General features: G+C 65.8%; 18 protein-coding genes. 8 read left to right on the top strand and 10 right to left on the bottom strand.

From position 1 onward, the window contains the following. The first annotated feature begins 27 nt into the window (after nucleotides 1-27). From GDI_RS08715 to gltA, 3 genes are all read left to right on the top strand, one after another. Nucleotides 28-363, top strand: coding sequence for a chorismate mutase (locus GDI_RS08715; RefSeq protein WP_012225384.1), 336 nt, complete (start codon nucleotides 28-30; stop codon nucleotides 361-363). Beyond that, on the top strand, nucleotides 363-920 hold the full coding sequence (locus GDI_RS08710) for a SixA phosphatase family protein (protein WP_012225383.1): 558 nt from the start codon (nucleotides 363-365) through the stop codon (nucleotides 918-920). Before GDI_RS08715 ends, GDI_RS08710 begins: the two co-directional genes overlap by 1 nt. 170 nt (nucleotides 921-1,090) lie before the next feature. Further along, entirely contained in the window at nucleotides 1,091-2,389 is a 1,299-nt protein-coding gene (gltA, locus tag GDI_RS08705; protein ID WP_012552943.1) for a citrate synthase, read from the top strand. 129 nt (nucleotides 2,390-2,518) lie between these two features. Here gltA and GDI_RS08700 read toward each other — a convergent pair whose 3' ends face one another. Further along, entirely contained in the window at nucleotides 2,519-2,758 is a 240-nt protein-coding gene (locus GDI_RS08700; RefSeq protein ID WP_012225381.1) for a hypothetical protein, read from the bottom strand. A 243-nt stretch (nucleotides 2,759-3,001) separates the two neighbouring features. Here GDI_RS08700 and GDI_RS08695 point away from each other — a divergent pair, with 243 nt between their 5' ends. Then, nucleotides 3,002-3,763, top strand: a complete 762-nt coding sequence (locus tag GDI_RS08695; protein ID WP_012225380.1) for an orotate phosphoribosyltransferase — start codon at nucleotides 3,002-3,004, stop codon at nucleotides 3,761-3,763. Between the two features lie 165 nt (nucleotides 3,764-3,928). Beyond that, nucleotides 3,929-4,603, top strand: a complete 675-nt coding sequence (locus GDI_RS08690) for a glutamate racemase (RefSeq protein WP_012225379.1) — start codon at nucleotides 3,929-3,931, stop codon at nucleotides 4,601-4,603. Nucleotides 4,604-4,642: 39 nt separating this feature from the next. On the opposite strand, the gene GDI_RS08685 is transcribed toward GDI_RS08690, so the two are convergent. Further along, a complete protein-coding gene (locus GDI_RS08685) occupies nucleotides 4,643-5,719 on the bottom strand; it encodes a polyprenyl synthetase family protein (protein ID WP_012225378.1) in 1,077 nt (358 codons plus the stop codon). A 58-nt stretch (nucleotides 5,720-5,777) separates the two neighbouring features. On the opposite strand from GDI_RS08685, the gene GDI_RS08680 reads away from it, so the two are divergent. Next, on the top strand, nucleotides 5,778-6,596 hold the full coding sequence (locus GDI_RS08680; RefSeq protein WP_012552941.1) for a tRNA1(Val) (adenine(37)-N6)-methyltransferase: 819 nt from the start codon (nucleotides 5,778-5,780) through the stop codon (nucleotides 6,594-6,596). A gap of 3 nt (nucleotides 6,597-6,599) precedes the next feature. Here GDI_RS08680 and GDI_RS08675 read toward each other — a convergent pair whose 3' ends face one another. From GDI_RS08675 to uvrC, 7 genes are all read right to left on the bottom strand, one after another. Next, nucleotides 6,600-7,661, bottom strand: a complete 1,062-nt coding sequence (locus GDI_RS08675) for a ribonucleotide-diphosphate reductase subunit beta (RefSeq protein ID WP_012225376.1) — start codon at nucleotides 7,659-7,661, stop codon at nucleotides 6,600-6,602. 8 nt (nucleotides 7,662-7,669) lie between these two features. Then, nucleotides 7,670-9,529 carry a ribonucleoside-diphosphate reductase subunit alpha gene (locus GDI_RS08670; RefSeq protein WP_390614176.1) on the bottom strand — a complete coding sequence of 620 codons (1,860 nt, stop codon included), beginning with the start codon at nucleotides 9,527-9,529 and terminating at the stop codon, nucleotides 7,670-7,672. A 377-nt stretch (nucleotides 9,530-9,906) separates the two neighbouring features. Beyond that, nucleotides 9,907-10,365: a molybdenum cofactor biosynthesis protein MoaE gene (locus tag GDI_RS08665; RefSeq protein WP_012225374.1), complete on the bottom strand. Its 459-nt coding sequence runs from the start codon at nucleotides 10,363-10,365 to the stop codon at nucleotides 9,907-9,909. Between the two features lie 3 nt (nucleotides 10,366-10,368). Beyond that, nucleotides 10,369-10,626: a MoaD/ThiS family protein gene (locus tag GDI_RS08660; RefSeq protein ID WP_012225373.1), complete on the bottom strand. Its 258-nt coding sequence runs from the start codon at nucleotides 10,624-10,626 to the stop codon at nucleotides 10,369-10,371. A 19-nt stretch (nucleotides 10,627-10,645) separates the two neighbouring features. Beyond that, nucleotides 10,646-11,179, bottom strand: a complete 534-nt coding sequence (locus GDI_RS08655; protein ID WP_231854281.1) for a hypothetical protein — start codon at nucleotides 11,177-11,179, stop codon at nucleotides 10,646-10,648. Nucleotides 11,180-11,274: 95 nt separating this feature from the next. Then, nucleotides 11,275-11,871, bottom strand: coding sequence for a CDP-diacylglycerol--glycerol-3-phosphate 3-phosphatidyltransferase (pgsA, locus tag GDI_RS08650; RefSeq protein ID WP_012225371.1), 597 nt, complete (start codon nucleotides 11,869-11,871; stop codon nucleotides 11,275-11,277). Between the two features lie 107 nt (nucleotides 11,872-11,978). Next, on the bottom strand, nucleotides 11,979-13,868 hold the full coding sequence (gene uvrC, locus GDI_RS08645; protein WP_012552939.1) for an excinuclease ABC subunit UvrC: 1,890 nt from the start codon (nucleotides 13,866-13,868) through the stop codon (nucleotides 11,979-11,981). A 355-nt stretch (nucleotides 13,869-14,223) separates the two neighbouring features. On the opposite strand from uvrC, the gene GDI_RS08640 reads away from it, so the two are divergent. Beyond that, complete coding sequence (locus GDI_RS08640; protein ID WP_173363369.1) at nucleotides 14,224-15,015, top strand: exodeoxyribonuclease III; 792 nt, start codon at nucleotides 14,224-14,226, stop codon at nucleotides 15,013-15,015. 134 nt (nucleotides 15,016-15,149) lie between these two features. Here GDI_RS08640 and GDI_RS08635 read toward each other — a convergent pair whose 3' ends face one another. Further along, nucleotides 15,150-15,866 carry a response regulator transcription factor gene (locus tag GDI_RS08635; RefSeq protein WP_012552938.1) on the bottom strand — a complete coding sequence of 239 codons (717 nt, stop codon included), beginning with the start codon at nucleotides 15,864-15,866 and terminating at the stop codon, nucleotides 15,150-15,152. 240 nt (nucleotides 15,867-16,106) lie between these two features. On the opposite strand from GDI_RS08635, the gene GDI_RS08630 reads away from it, so the two are divergent. Continuing rightward, nucleotides 16,107-16,565, top strand: coding sequence for a L,D-transpeptidase family protein (locus GDI_RS08630; protein WP_081482871.1), 459 nt, complete (start codon nucleotides 16,107-16,109; stop codon nucleotides 16,563-16,565). Nucleotides 16,566-16,719: the final 154 nt, after the last annotated feature.

The raw sequence follows: 16,719 nt of genomic DNA, 5'->3' as shown, positions 1-16,719 counted from the left end.
GACAGACAGGAGCATGACGTGAACGATATGACGGCCATCGACAGGACCCTTGCGACGCCGGAGGCGCAGGCGACCCTGCAGGCGCTGCGCCAGAGCATCGACAATATCGACGCCGCCCTGATCTACATGCTTGCCGAGCGGTTTCGCCACACCCAGGCGGTCGGCGAACTGAAGGCCCGTCACGACATGCCCCCCGCCGACCCGGCGCGTGAGGCGCAGCAGGTCAGCCGCCTGCGCGACCTGGCCGGGGCGGCGCGGCTGGACCCCGATTTCGCCGAGAAGTTCCTGGCCTTCATCATCAAGGAGGTCATCCGCCATCACGAGGCCATCGCCCGCAAAACCGGCGCGAACGGAACCGCCTGATGCCACGGCCGCCCAAAGCGGACGGGAATGCGGCGGCCAGGCGGACGCTGGTGCTGATGCGCCACGCCGAAGCCTTTCCCGCGCGGCACGGCGATCCCGGCCCCTCCGGCGACCTGGAGCGCCCGCTGACTCCCTCCGGACGCCGCAAGGCGCATGAACGCGGAACACAACTGCGCGAGATCGGGTTCGTTCCGGACCTGGTCCTGATCAGCCCGGCGCGGCGCTCGGGCGAAACCTATGCCGCCCTGGGCCCCTTTTCGACCACGGATGCGCCCCACGTGCGGCAGGAGGCCGGCCTGTATGAGGCCGGCGCGGGAAGCATCCTGGAAATCCTGCGCGAGATTCCGGAAACCGCAAGCAATATCATCGTCGTAGGTCACAATCCCGACCTGTATCACCTGGTGCTGGACCTGGCGGGTGACGCCATCGACGACCCGGACAAAACCATTTTGAACCGGGGGTTCCCCACCGCCTCCGCCGCATGGTTCACGGTGGAGGGTCCGTGGCACGAACTGGCCCGCAGGCGGGTCGCCCTGGCGCGCGTGCTATGCACCTGACGGCATGACGCCCCCCGCCCGGGCGGAGTTGCCACAATTGCCGTTTCGTCCTTATCTCGGCCCATGCCGATGGGCCACGCCATGAACTGTCACGCAGAGGACAGCGGCCCGCAGGTTGGGGATGAGATCGGCCGCATCGCAGGGCGGCGAACGACCAAGAGGAGAGTTTGATGACCGAGCCAGGAAAAGTGGCCACCGTCTCGCTAGAAGGCAAAACCGCCAGTCTGCCGGTCCTTTCCGGGACGCTGGGCCCGGACGTTCTGGACGTCCGCAGGATCGCCGCCGACATGGGCGTCTTCACCTTCGACCCGGGCTATGGCGAAACGGCGTCGTGCGAAAGCAAGATCACGTTCATCGACGGCGGCAAGGGCGTCCTGCTGCATCGTGGCTACCCGATCGCGCAGCTTGCCGAGCAGGGCACGTTCCTCGAGGTCGCGTACCTGCTGCTGAACGGCGAACTGCCGACGACGGCGCAGCACGAGGCATTCGTCTCGACCATCAAGTCGCACACGCTGCTGCATGAACAGATCCGCAATTTCTTCAACGGGTTCCGCCGCGACGCGCATCCGATGGCGATCCTGTGCGGCACCGTCGGCGCGCTGTCGGCCTTCTATCACGAAGGCACGGACATCTCGAACGAGGCCAGCCGCTCGCTGTCGGCGATGCGCCTGATCGCCAAGCTGCCGACGATCGCGGCCTGGGCGTACAAATACACGCAGGGCGAGCCGTTCGTGTATCCGCGCAACGACCTGAATTACGCGGAAAACTTCCTGTCGATGATGTTCGCGCATCCGTCGGAGCCCTACGTCATCAACCCGGTGCTGGCGCGGGCGATGGATCGCATCCTGATCCTGCATGCCGACCACGAACAGAATGCCTCGACCTCGACCGTGCGCCTGGCGGGCTCGACCGGCGCCAATCCGTTCGCGTGCATCGCCGCCGGCATCGCGGCGCTGTGGGGACCCGCCCATGGCGGCGCGAACGAGGCCGTGCTGAAAATGCTGGCCGAAATCGGCAACAAGGACAACATCCCCGACTTCATCGCCAAGGTGAAGGACAAGAACAGCGGCGTGCGCCTGATGGGCTTCGGCCATCGCGTGTACAAGAATTTCGACCCGCGCGCGAAGATCATGCAGGCCACCTGCCATGAGGTGCTGGGCGAACTGGGGATCAAGGACGATCCGCTGCTGGACCTGGCGGTCGAACTGGAAAAGATCGCGATCAACGACGAATATTTCGTCAAGCGCAGCCTGTATCCCAACGTCGATTTCTATTCGGGCATCATCCTGAAGGCGATGGGCATTCCCACCAGCATGTTCACGGTCCTGTTCGCCGTCGCGCGCACGGTGGGCTGGATCAGCCAATGGAAGGAAATGATCGAGGAACCGGGCCAGCGCATCGGCCGTCCGCGCCAGCTCTATACCGGCGCCCCGCAGCGCGACTTCACGCCGTTCGCGCAGCGCGGCTGACCGGACCGGCAGGCCCGGGCGGACACGCCCGGGCAGCCCCGTGCCGCCCGCCGGGCATGAAAAAGCCGGCCATCCCGCGGGGGTGGCCGGCTTTTTCATGGGGTCAGGTTCGCAGGGTCGGCAGTGCCCTCAGTCGCAATCGCAACCGGGCGTCGGTCCATTGTCGCGGCGGACGACATGATGGTCGATCCATTCCGAAACCAGGCGCCGTGCCTCGTTGAGCGAGGCATCGGGGTGATGGATGCGGTACAGGGTGGTGCAGGCGTGGAACGCCGAGACATCGCTCGTCCCGACCTCACGCAGTTCCCGATACGCGGTTACGACCGCACGCTCGCAGTTTCGTACAATCCCGCCGGTTTCGAGAGCCACTATTCCCACCCCTAGTTGCGAACGACTTGCAATTATATAATAATAACGATTCTCAAGGAAACGGGCAAGAAAAACCCCCCGGATCTGTCGGGAACATTCCGGCTGCCCGATATGCGTACCACGGGCTGGACGCCTGCGGGGTCCATACAGCGTCCCAATTGGCGGACGATGGATTTTCCCGCCCGATCCGGCTAAGGCTCATGCACCTCAATGCAATGATACCAGACCGGAGAGATACGCGGCATGAACGATTCGACAGGATATGGCACGGGCGCCTCGTCGGGCTCCACGGCCTGGGACCGCGACGCCGCGCTGACGACGGCGAAGCTGCTGCTGGAAATCAAGGCGGTCAATTTCCGGCCCGAGGAACCCTACACCCTGACGTCGGGCTGGAAGTCGCCGGTCTATATCGACTGCCGGCGCATCATCTTCTTCCCCCGCGCCCGCGCCAAGATCGTGGAACTGGGGGTGGAAAAGATCGGCCGCCATATCGGTTATGAGAGCATCGACGCCGTGGTGGGCGGGGAAACGGCGGGCATCCCCTTCGCCGCCTGGATCGCGGACCGGATGATGGCCCCCATGGCTTATGTCCGCAAGAAGCCCAAGGGGTTCGGTCGCAACGCGCAGATCGAGGGCGACGTGCCCGAGGGCATGCGCACCCTGCTGGTCGAGGACCTGACGACCGACGGATCGTCCAAGATCCGCTTCGCCCGCGCCCTGCGCGACGCCGGGGCGATCGTCGACCACACCTTCGTCGTCTTCTTCTACGGCGTGTTCCCCGGTTCGCTGCGCACGCTGGCGGACATGAACATCTCGCTGCACGCGCTGTGCACCTGGTGGGACGTGCTGGAAGCCTGCGCGGGCCAGCCCTATTTCTCGGAAAAGGCGGCATCCGAGGTCCGGCGCTTCCTGGAAGACCCCTGCGAATGGTCGGGCCGCCATGGCGGCGTTTCCAGCCAGGAGGAAGCCCTGGCGTTCAAGGGCGCGAACCAGACCCAGGGCTGATGCACGACCAGGACTGACTTTTCATCATGGCGCGGCGAATCCTGGCGTTCGATTCCGGCATCGGCGGGTTCGGAATCGTCCGGGCCCTTCGCGCGCGGCTGCCCGGCGTGTCGCTCGACTACCTGGCCGATAACGCGGTCTATCCCTACGGCGAACAAATCACTAGTGCGGCCGCCTGCAGGTCGACCATATGGGAGAGCGATCGACGCCCTGGACCCCGATCTGGTCGTCATCGCCTGCAATACCGCCAGCACCCTCGCCCTGCCCGCCCTGCGCGAACGCTACACCCTGCCGTTCGTCGGCTGCGTGCCCCCCATCAAGTGGGCCGCGGAATTAAGCCGGACACGGACCATCGGCCTGCTGGCAACGCGGGCCACGGTGCGGCGCCCCTATCTCGGCGATCTGCAGCGCCGCTACGCCCCGGACTGCACCCTGCTGGCGCACGGCGCGCGCGGCCTGGCCGACCTGGCCGAATGCGCGTTTCGCGGCCATGCCATCGCCACCGACGCCATCGACCGTGAACTGGACGCCCTGTTCGGGCAGCCCGGCGGCGCGGCGATCGATGTCGTGGGCATCGGCTGCACTCATTATACGTTCCTGATGGACCGGCTGCGCGCGGCGTCACCGCCCGGGACGATCTGGCTGGACCCGGCCGAGGCCGTCGCGCGCCAGGCCGCAACAGTGCTGGGGCCGCTGGGCACCGCTGTCCCTTCGCGGCCTGCCCGCGCGTTCTTTACTGCGGCCCCGGCGGAGCCTGAGCGTCTTGCGGCGGCCATGGCTCCGCTGGGCTATGGGGCGCCGGTCTTGTTCGAAAATGTCGCGCAAGGGCTTTGCCCTTGACCCACCAAAGGGCCGAGCCCTTTGGAAACCCGGTCGTTTTTATCGGCCGCGACTGACCGTGTAGGCCGCCGTATCCTGCAACAGGCGGCGCAGGCGGCTGTCGGGGAAGATTTCCAGCGCGTCGCGGGCCGCCTGGGCGTAGAGCGCGGCCCGGTCCAGCGTCACCCCGATCGCATCGGTCTTGGCGATCAGGGCCAGGGCACGGTCCAGGTCTTCCGGCGCCTGCTCGCTCTGCTCGATGACCCGGCGCCAGAAGACGCGCTCCTCCTCGTCTCCGGCGGCATAGGCGGCCAGGACCGGCAGGGTGATCTTGCCCTCGCGGAAATCGTCGCCCACCGTCTTGCCCAGCACTGCCTGGTCGGCGGCATAATCCAGCGCGTCGTCCACAAGCTGGAACGCCATGCCCAGATTGGTGCCGAAGGATTCCAGGGCCAGTTCCTCGGCTTCCGGCCGTTCGGCGACGACGGCGCCGACGCGGCATGCCGCGGCGAACAGGGCCGCCGTCTTGCCGTGGATGACCTCCAGATACTGTTCGACCGAGGTCGAGAGATCGTTCTGCGTGGACATCTGCAGGACTTCGCCCTCGGCGATCGTCGCCGAGGCCGAGGACAGGATGGCCATCACCTTCAGCGACCCGTCATCGGTCATCAACTGGAACGACCGGGCGAACAGGAAATCGCCCACCAGCACCGACGCCTTGTTGCCGAACACGGCGTTCGCGCTGGCCAGGCCGCGCCGAAGCAGGCTTTCATCCACCACGTCGTCATGCAGCAGCGTGGCCGTGTGGATGAATTCCACGCACGCGGCCAGCGAGACATGGCGCTGGTGCTCCGGTCCGGCCGGATAGTCGCACAGCCGCGCCGCCGCCAGGGTCAGCAAGGGCCGCAGCCGCTTCCCCCCGGCCGCCACCAGGTGGGCGGCCAGTTGCGGAATCAGGGCGACCGGACTGTCCATCCGTTCGACGATCGCGCGGTTGCACGCCGCCATGTCGTCGCCAAGATAGTCCGAGAGGTCCCGCAGCGCCGTTTCCGCGCTCTCCGTCACCGGATCGCTGGATTCCGCGTTCTTCGCGCTTGCCGTTCTCTCGGATTCCGGCAGAGTGACTGCAACGCCCAAAAGGTTAAGCTCCCCGGCTCCGTAGGGTTGGTCTTCAGAACATATGAGCGGCGCGGGAATGACGGTCAAGCCGAAGGACACGATGCATGAGGCGATGCCGGATCAGCCCTGCGCCCCCGACGACGCGAATCCGGACGCGCTGAGCCACGGAACCCTGCTGAACGGCCGTCTCCGCTACCGGCAATTCCGCCACGGCTACCGCACCGGCCTGGAACCCGTCCTGATGGCAGCCTACGTCCCCGCCCGCCCCGGCGCGCGGGTGCTGGAGGGCGGATGCGGCGCCGGCGCGGGCCTGATGTGCCTGGCCCACCGCGTTCCCGCCATCTCCGGCGTGGGGCTGGAACGTGACGAGCGGACCGCCGCCCTGGCGCAGGCCAATTTCGCCGATAACGGATTCGATCGCCTGGCCGTGGTCCGCACCGCCCTGCCCGACCTGCCCGGCCCGCCGGTCTTTCCGCCCGATGGCGGCGGCTTCGACCATGCCTTCGCCAATCCCCCCTGGCATCACAACGCCGCCAGCGCCTCGCCCGACGCCCGGCGGGACCTGGCGCGGCGCGTGGGCTCGCCCGACATGATCGCGCTGTGGATCCGCGCCCTGGGGCGCCAGGTGCGCCATCGCGGCACGCTGACCCTCGCCCTGCCCGCGGGATTGCTGGATATGGCCGTGGCCGCGATGCGCGCGCACGGAATCGGGGCGATCTCGCTCTTCCCCTTCTGGCCCAAGGCCGGGCGGGCTGCCCGGATCATGCTGATCCAGGGACGCGTCGGCGCGCGCGGCGAGGCCGTCCTGATGCCGGGCATGACCCTGCACCGCGACGACGGCAGCTTCACCCCGCAGGCCGAAGCCGTCCTGCGCGACGGCGCGCCGATCGCCTGACGGTCAGCCCGCGTTTCCGTTCTGGAAAACGCTTTCCTCGAACGCCTCTTCCCACGACCCCGTGGTCGAGGCGCGGCTGTATTCCGTGGAGCGGTTTTCGAAGAAATTGGTGTGCTCGACGGCGTTCAGCATGTCGTCCACCCACGGCAGCGGATTGCTGGGCACGTCATAGATCCCGTCCAGCCCCAGCAGGTTCAGCCGCCGGTCCGCGATGAAGCGGATATAGGTCTTGACCAGGTCGCCATCCAGCCCTTCGACCGGCCCCATCTCGAAGCACAGATCGATGAAGGCGTCCTCGTGCTCGACGATGTCGCGGCAGATCTGGACGATGTCCGCGCGCAGGGCGTCGGTCCAGATTTCGGGATTTTCCTGGATGAACACGCGGAACAGCCGGGCCATGGACAGGCAGTGCAGCGTTTCGTCGCGCACCGACCACGACACGATCTGCCCCATGCCCTTCAGCTTGTTGAAGCGCGGGAAGTTCAGCAGGATGGCGAAGGACGCGAAGAGCTGCAGCCCCTCGGTGAACGCGCCGAAGGCCGCCAGCGTGCGGGCGATCTCGGGCTTGCTGTCCACCGAGAAGCCCTGCATGTAGTCATACTTGTCCTTCATCTCCTTGTATTTGAGGAAGGCCGAGTATTCCATCTCGGGCATGCCGATGGTGTCGAGCAGATGACTGTAGGCGGCGATATGGATCGTCTCGATGTTCGAGAAGGCGGACAGCATCATCAGCACTTCGGTCGGTTTGAATACCCGGCTGTAGTGCTTCATGTAGCAGTTGTTCACCTCCACGTCCGACTGCGTGAAGAAGCGGAAGATCTGCGTGACCAGATGCTGCTCGCTCTCGGTCAGGGTGCGGTGCCAGTCCTTGACGTCATCGGCCAGCGGCACTTCCTCGGGCAGCCAGTGCACGCGCTGCTGCGTCAGCCACGCATCGTACGCCCAGGGGTAGCGGAACGGCTTGTAGATCGGATTGGACGTCAGCAGGTCGAGGCGCGCCTCGACCCCTGTCGGCTGGGGCGCGCTCTCCGGTGCCGTGCCGGTCGCGTTGGTGATGTCGGTCATGTCGTCTCTCACTGGCAGGCCAGGCATTCGTCGTAATTGTTGGAAGATGCCGGCGGGCTGGCGGGAGCGGGAGCAGGAGCGGAAGGTTCGTCGGCCATGACATCAACCTTGCCCAGCACGTTGCTGACCGTGTCCGCCCGCTGGATGGACAGCGAACGGCAATAGTACAGCGACTTCACCCCCCGCTTCCACGCCAGATAATGGATCTGGTGCAGGTCGCGCTTATGCACGTCCGCCGGCAGGAACAGGTTGATCGACTGGGCCTGGCAGATATAGCCCGCCCGGTCGGCCGCATGCTCGACCACCCAGCGCTGGTCGAGTTCGAAGGCGGTCTTGAACACGTCCTTTTCCTGCTGGGTCAGGAAATCCAGATGCTGCACGCTGCCCTTGGTCAGGGTGATCGACGACCAGACCTCTTCGGTATTCTGTCCCTTGTCGATCAGCAGCTTCAGCAGGTGCCGGTTGCGCACGGTGAACGATCCCGAAAGGGTCTTCTGCAGGAACACGTTGGCCGCGATCGGCTCGATCCCCGGGCTGGCATTGCCGGCGATGATCGAGATCGACGCCGTGGGCGCAATGGCCAGCTTGTTGGAAAACCGTTCCATGAAGCCGTATTCCGCCGCATCCGGGCACGGACCGCGCAGTTCGGCCAGCTTGCGCGAGGCAAGGTCCGCCTGTTCGCGGATATGCTTGAAGATCCGCTTGTTCCAGACCTTGGCGATCACGCTTTCGAAGGGAATGTTGTTCGCCTGCAGGAAGGAATGGAACCCCATCACCCCCAACCCGACCGACCGTTCGCGCGACGCCGCGTATTTCGCGCGCTCCATGTCATCGGGGGCGCGGTCGATGAAATCCTGCAGCACGTTGTCCAGGAACAGCATCACGTCTTCGATGAAGCGCGGATCGTCCTTCCACTCGTCCCAGGTTTCCAGGTTCAGCGACGACAGGCAGCAGACGGCGGTTCGTTCGTTGCCGTGATGGTCCATGCCGGTCGGCAGGGTGATTTCCGCGCACAGGTTCGAGGTCTTGACCTCCAGCCCCGCCATCTTGTGGTGTTCCGGCCGCGCGTTGTTCACATGGTCGGAATAGATGATGTAGGGCTCGCCCTGCTCCATCCGCGCCGTCAGGATGCGAATCCACAGCGACCGCGCCGAAATCTTGCGGATATGCGCGCCGTCCTTGGGCGACAGCAGAGCCCATTCCCCGTCCTCGGCCACCGCGCGCATGAACGCGTCGGACACCAGAACGCCGTGATGCAGGTTCAGCGCCTTGCGGTTCGGATCGCCGCCGGTCGGACGGCGCAGTTCGATGAATTCCTCGATCTCGGGATGCCAGACCGGCAGGTAGACGGCGGCCGAGCCGCGCCGCAGCGACCCCTGGCTGATCGCCAGCGTCAGGCTGTCCATGACGCGAATGAACGGAATGACACCCGACGTCTTGCCGTTGCGGCCCACATTCTCGCCGATCGAGCGCAGGTTGCCCCAGTACGAGCCGATGCCGCCGCCCTTGCTGGCCAGCCACACATTCTCGTTCCACAGGTCGACGATGCCGCGCAGGCTGTCGTTCGCCTCGTTCAGGAAGCAGGAAATCGGCAGGCCGCGCGTGGTGCCGCCATTGGACAGGACCGGCGTGGCCGGCATGAACCAGTGGCGCGACATATAGTCGTACAGCCGCTGCGCGTGGCCCGGATCGGCGCCGTAATAGGACGAGACACGGCCGAACAGGTCCTGATAGCTCTCGCCTTCCAGCAGGTAGCGGTTATCCAGCGTCGCCTTGCCGAACGGCGTCAGCAGCGCGTCGCGCGACCGGTTCACCCGAACCGGATGATGGCCGGGCAACTGCACGACATCGTCGAACATGTCCTGCATCTGGGCGGGGGACTGCGGGGTGGAAGATTGCTGGCTGGAGGGCTGGCCTGATGACTGGGCGGGGTCGCGGTCCTGGAACAGGTCTCGCTCGCCGGCGGAATGATCAGACACAGTTCCGGATACGTCGTCCAGGGTCATCCATCATCTCCGTGAATCGCCGGACATGGCAGCGATGCGCCCTATGCCCGTATCGTGATTATGCCCCTACATATCGCGGCCGGGCAACTGAAGAGCACTAGATATATGAAGCCACCCGAACGGCAAGGGCGCGATCCCGAGCGGATTCAAAACTTTCCCCGGCTTTCCTCGGGTCAAGGGAAATGTTTTTTTTCTTCCCCCGGCCGCGTCGCGGAGCGAATCGCCCCGCGCGTGCCGCGTCAGCCGACCGGACCCCAGCGCGTGGCCGCGGCCTCGTCGCTTTCGCGCGCTTCGACCCAGGCGCTGCTTCCATCGGCGCGGTCCTCGCGCTTCCAGAACGGGGCCCGGGTCTTCAGCCAGTCGATGACGAAGGACGTGGCCTCCAGCGCCGCGCCGCGATGGGCGGCGGCACACAGCACCAGCACGATCGGCGCGCCGACCTCCAGCCGTCCGACACGATGGATGACCGTGCAGGCCAGCAGGCCGAATCGCGCGCCGGCCTCGTGGACGATTCGCGCGATCATGGATTCGGTCATGCCCGGGTAATGTTCCAGCGTCAGCGCCGCCAGCCCGTCGCCGCCCCGCACGACCCCCAGGAACATACCCATCCCCCCGATATCGTGCCCGTCCCGCGTCAGCCGGGCGGTTTCCACGTCCAGGGAAAACGGGTCGGCCTGGACCCGGACATCGACCCGCATGCCCTATCCCCCTGTGACCGGCGGGAAGAAGGCCAGTTCGTCACCCGGCCCCACGTGGTCCGCGTGACTGGCGAATTCCTGGTTGACTGCGCAGCGGATCGGCCCGCCATCCGGGCCGAACACCTGCCCGTACGCGGCGTCGCGCACGCTCAGGCGCTGCATCAGCTCACCGACCGAACAGCCGCCCTCCGGCAGGGCGATCGATTCCCCCGATCGTCCCAGCCGGTCCCTGAGCCATGCGAAATACAGGATCGTAACCACGTTTGCGCCTTGAAGCCTCTTATCTGGGGACGGTCGGCGGGTCCTTCACCGTCTTCACCGTTCCGTCCGGTGCGATGATGGTGCTGGTGCCATCCCCGTTCGGGATGACGATGGTCGAGGCCGCCTGGCCGGAGCGGTAGCGGGCGGAATCGTCATGCACCACCGCTGGTGGCGTGCCCGAAATCCCCTGCACGCCGCCCCGGATCTCGGCCTGCTCGCCCGCGCTCAGGGTGCCGCCCTCGGGCAGTTCGGAACCGGTGGCATCAGCCGGCAATCCGTCATCCGGACCGGCATGCTCGCGCGACGCGTCGCCCAGGGTGGGCAGCGGCGCGGGCGGTCCCGGCCACATATTGCCGCCCTGGGGCAGGATCGGCTGGTCGGACGCGGCCTCGCCCCGCGCGCGACGCAGATTTTCTGCATCGCCCACCGGCATGTTGGGGTTGGCGCCCGGAAAGGTCGCGTCATCGGCCATCAGCTTGCCGAAACCGGCACATCCGGCCTGCGGTACAAGCAATGGCAGCACAAGCCATGACAGCACCGCCGTCCTGCGCATCGTCCCCCTCCCCCTCGGCAACCCCGTTCGCCGGCAAGAGGAAGTCTGCCCATTCCTCACCGCAACCTCAAGTAGCATAGAACATAGAGATACAATCAGGGGGCGATTTTCGACACCCCGCCATTCCGGCCCACATGACGCAGCCCGGTCAGCAGGTAATCCCATCCCGTCAGGACGGTCAGCGCCGCGGCAATCCACAACAGGACGGCCCCGACCGTGCCGACGTGCATCCATTCCAGGTGCAGCAGCCGCCCCGTGCTGTCACCCGCCAGCAGGAAGCCGATCGCGGTCATCTGGATGCCGGTCTTCCATTTCGCCAGCCGCGTGACCGGAAGGCTGATACGGGTCGAGGCCAGGAATTCGCGCAGCCCGCTGATCAGGATCTCCCGCGCCAGGATGATGATGGCGGGATACAGCGACCCGAACGGCAGACGGTCGCATCCGGCCAGCATCATCAGCGACGCGCCCACCAGCAGCTTGTCGGCGATCGGGTCCAGCATCCGGCCCAGGTCGGAATATTGATGCCAGGCACGCGCCAGCTTGCCGTCCAGGTAATCGGTGATGCCGGCGGCGATGAACAGCAGGCACGCCGCACAATCCGTGACCGGAGCCCCTATCGCCACAATGGCCACCAGAACGGGAATCTGCACAATCCGCGACAAGGTCAGGATATTGGGCAGGTCGGTCAGCATCGCGGTAACAGTACAACAACACGAGGGGGACAGGAACGGCTCTTCACGACGGTCTGATGACGAATTTGCTCACGCCTGGCAGACCGTACACCCTTCTTGCCCGTCCGTCAGGCGCCGGTCCAGCCCGGATGGAAGTGCCCGTAGACAACGCGCGCGGTTTCGCGATTGATCCCTTGCGTGGCCTCCAGTTCCGCCAGCCCCGCCTGCCGCACGCCGCGGGCGGACCCGAACTGGTTCAGCAGCGCCCGCTTGCGCGCCGCGCCCACGCCCGGGATCTCGTCCAGTTCCGATTTCACCAGGGCCTTGGACCGGCCCGCCCGGTGGGTGGTGATGGCGAAGCGGTGGGCCTCGTCCCGCAACCGCTGCAGGTAGTACAGCACCGGATCGCGCGGCGGTAACTGGAAGGGCGGCCGATCCGCCATATGGAACCACTCTCGCCCCGCATCGCGGTCCGGCCCCTTGGCGATGGCGACCAGGGTCACGTCCGTCACCCCCAGTTCGTCCAGCACGGCCCGTACTGCCGAATACTGGCCGGCGCCGCCGTCGATCAGCACGATATCCGGCCAGTCGGCCGGACTGGACGCGCCGGCAGAGTCGTCGCGCTCGCGCAGGGCACGGCTGAAGCGCCGTTCCAGGACCTCGCGCATCATCGCGAAATCGTCGCCCGGCGTGATCGGGCCACGGATCGAGAACTTGCGGTAGCTGCGCTTGTCGAAGCCCTCGGGTCCCGCCACCACCATGACGCCATAGGCATTGGTCCCCATGATATGGCTGTTGTCGTAGATCTCGATCCGCCGCGGGGGGGCATCCAGTCCGAACAGGTCGGCCATGCCCTCCAGCAGGCGCGCCTGGGCCGTGCTTTCGGCCAGCTTGCGCTCCAGCGCCTCGCGGGCGTTCGTTTCGGCGTGTTCGACCACAGCCCGCTTCTCGCCCCGCTTCGGCACCAGGATTTCGACCTTGCGGCCGCGCTTGATCCCCAGGGCATCGGCCATCAGGTCGTGTTCCGCGATCTCGCAGTTCAGCAGGATCTGCGCCGGCGGCGGCTTGTCGTCATAGAACTGCGCCAGGAACGCGCCCACGATGTCCGGCGCCGCCTCGTCGCGCGCATGGGCGGGGAAGAAGGCGCGGTTGCCGTTATTGCGCCCGCCACGGATGAAGAAGACCTGGATGCAGGAATGCCCCGCCGCCTGCGCGATCGCCACGATATCCGCGTCATCCAGCGACGCCGGGTTGATGACCGAGGAATCCTGCATCGCGGCGAAGCCACGGATACGGTCGCGAATGGTCGCCGCCCGCTCGAATTCCAGCGAGGCCGCCGCCGCCTCCATCTCGCGCACCAGTTCCTCGCGGATGCCGCCGCGCTGGCCGGACAGGAAGGCCCGCGCCTGCTCGACCAGATGGGCGTATTCCGCCTGACCGATGCGCGCGACGCAGGGGGCGGAACAGCGCTTGATCTGGAACAGCAGGCAGGGCCGCGTCCGGGACGCGAACACCGAATCCGAACAGGTGCGCAGCAGGAAGACCCGCTGGATCAGGTTCAGCGTCTGGTTGACCGCCCAGGCCGAGGCGAACGGTCCCCAGTACGACGCCCCCTTGACCGGCTTGCCCCGATGCTTGGTCACCTGGGGGAATTCCGCGCCATCCGTCAGCATGATCCAGGGATAGCTCTTGTCGTCGCGCAGCAGGATATTGAAGCGCGGCTTCATGCGCTTGATGTAGTTGGCTTCCAGCAGCAGGGCCTCGGCCTCGGTGTGCGTGGTCACGATCTCCATCGTGACCGTCTCGGACACCATGCGGCGCAGGCGCTCGGGCAGCTTGCTCAGATGCGTGTACGACGTCACCCGCCGCTTCAGGATCCGGGCCTTGCCCACGTACAGGACCTCGCCCTTCTCTCCCAGCATCCGATAGACGCCCGGGGAAAGCGGCATGGTCTGCAGGGCCAGCAGGATCGCCTCGACCCCCTTCACCGACGAGGCCGGCACGACATCGGCATCCATCAGGCGGCACGTCCGTTCATCCACCGATCATGTGGATAAGTCTGTGGAGCAGACGCTGACAGAATCGTGGGGGCGGCGGTTTTCCTGCCCCCGGCTTGAATTGCACAAAAAAACAGCACAACAATGTAATCCATTGAAGTTAAAGCATTTTATTGGAAAGCTGCCGAAGATTTCAGATGAATTTCCAGCAATCCTTTGAAAATAAGGATGTCAATCCCCCAACGTGGACAAAATCCCCTCCGCGCGATTTTTTTTGGACCGCCGCATCATCCGGGCAATGCGCCCCTTTGCCCGCCGGTGCGCACGTGGCGGATTAGATCTTGTCAGGGGACGCGTGATCGGCAATGCCACACATATGCGCATCGTCACGTGGAATATCAATTCGCTTCGGCTGCGGCTGCCGCTGCTGGCCCGGCTGGGCGCGGAGCTGCGGCCCGACATCATCTGCCTGCAGGAGACCAAGGTCCCCGACGACCTGTTCCCCGCCGATGCGATCCGCGACCTGGGCTATGTCCATATCCAGCATCGCGGGATGAAATCCTATAACGGCGTCGCCATCCTGTCGCGCGTTCCGCTGACCCCCCTGGACGACACGCCGGACTGGTGCGCCCGCAGCGACTGCCGTCACATCGCGGCCTCGTTCCCCATGGGGGGGCGGCCGGTGGAACTGCATAATTTCTACGTGCCCGCCGGTGGCGACATCCCCGACCCGGATGCCAACCCAAAATTCGCCCACAAGCTGGCTTTCGTGGACGAAGCCACGTCCTGGTTCACGGGCCGCACCAGCCACCGCACCATCCTGGTGGGTGACCTGAACATCGCCCCGCTGGAACAGGATGTGTGGAGCCACAAGCAGCTGCTGAACGTGGTCAGCCACACCCCACCGGAAGTCACGCGGCTTATGGCGTGGCAGGCCTGCGGCTTCGTCGATGCGATGCGCCATTTCGTGCCGCCCGACGAGAAGCTGTATACGTGGTGGTCCTACCGCAACCGCGACTGGAAGGCCTCCAATCGCGGCCGCCGCCTGGACCATGTCTGGATCACGCCCGACCTGACGGCGGCGCTGAAGGACATGACGGTGCTGCGCGAGGCACGGGACTGGCCCACGACGTCGGACCACGTGCCCGTCGCGATGGATTTCGCCTGACAGGGCTGCCCGCAAACGTGGGCTGATGAGCGGGAGCGTCCCAAAGGGCCCGCCTCCGCCATGTGTTTCTGCGCACCGGAGCATCCCGGAAACGCGCGCCGGATCACCACCAGCGCGCGTTTCCGGACCAATACTCAGGCGATGCGCATTCCACCCTCGGGGTCCAGGCGATAGCCGCCGCCCTCGGTCACCAGCAGCGACGCGTTGGTCGGATCGGGCTCGATCTTCTGCCGCAGGCGGTAGATGTGGGTTTCCAGCGTGTGGGTGGTGACGGCGGCGTTATAGCCCCAGACCTCGTTCAGCAGGACCTGGCGCGGCACCGGCCGCGTCCCGGCGCGATAGAGGAATTTCAGGATCGCCGCCTCTTTCTCGGTCAGCCGGATGCGGCGGTTGCGCGTGGGTTCCTGCAGCAGCTTGGCCGACGGACGGAACACATACGGCCCGATCGAGAAGACCGCGTCCTCGCTGTTTTCGAAGATGCGCATCTGGGCGCGCAGCCGGGCCAGCAGCTCGGCGATGCGGAAGGGCTTGGCGACATAGTCGTTGGCCCCGGCATCCAGCCCGCGTACCACGTCCGTTTCATCGTCCGAACCCGTCAGGATGATGATGGGGATCCGCTTGCCCTGGCGCCGCAGCTCGGCGCAGAAATCCCGTCCGTCCCCGTCGGGCAGCGTCACGTCCAGGATGATGGCGTCGAATCGCGCCCCCGGGGCATTCAGCTTGTCCCAGGCATCGGCGACCGAGTCGGCTTCGATCGCCTGGAACTCTCCTTCCAACTGCAATTGTTCGACGAGCATATGACGTAACGTCTGATCGTCATCCACTATCAGAATGGGACGCGCACCTGCCATCGAACCCTCTTTATTTTGACCGTTCCCCATCTGCGTGGGGCCGGTATCCATAACCTATATCATCCTGGCGCGGAAACGGCAGCGTCCGGAGCCAGCCACCCCGCACGGTACCTCTTTCACGACTACGCCGGTATCGTCCACTCTAGGACCGAATCCCGGGGAAAGGCGACCCGGTTGGAGGCCCCAATGATACGCGCGGTTTTAAAAACGAATACAGGCCAGGATGCACAACTGCATTGCATGGGTGAACGCATTCCGGCCCTGATTGGTGCCGCAGGAATTCGGGCGCTGAAGCAGGAAGGCGATCATGCCACGCCGACCGGCCTTCTGCCATTGCGGCGCGTCCTGTATCGCGCGGACCGCGTGCCGCCCCCGGCCTGTCGCCTGCCGGTGGAACCGCTGGCGCCCGGCGACGGCTGGTGCGACGATCCGGCCCACGCCGATTACAACCGCCCTGTCGCCCTGCCCCATCCTGCCCGGCACGAGCGCCTGTGGCGGGACGATGATGTTTACAATATCGTGATCGTGCTGGGCTACAATGATGCCCCGCCCGTCCCGGGGCGCGGGTCGGCGATCTTCCTGCACCTGCAATCGCCCGATGGCCGCCCGACCGAAGGCTGCATCGCCCTGCGCGAATCGGACCTGCGCCGCCTGCTCGCCGCCGGCCTGACGGAAATCGAAGTTCCCGAACCGGGCTGATCCCGACGGAGTCTGTCTGAAAACGTGGGCTGGTGAGCGAGAGTGCCGCGAAGCGGCACGGCCGGCGTGTGTTTCCGAGCATCGCAGCGGAGCGGCCTTGATGGCCGTGAGCAGCGAAGCACAGGAAACGCGCGTCGGATCGCCGCCAGCGCGC

This window comes from Gluconacetobacter diazotrophicus PA1 5 (genome assembly GCF_000067045.1).
Taxonomy (GTDB): domain Bacteria; phylum Pseudomonadota; class Alphaproteobacteria; order Acetobacterales; family Acetobacteraceae; genus Gluconacetobacter; species Gluconacetobacter diazotrophicus.
Note: the sequence above shows the minus strand (reverse complement) of the source record. Positions and strands in the feature narration are given on the sequence as shown.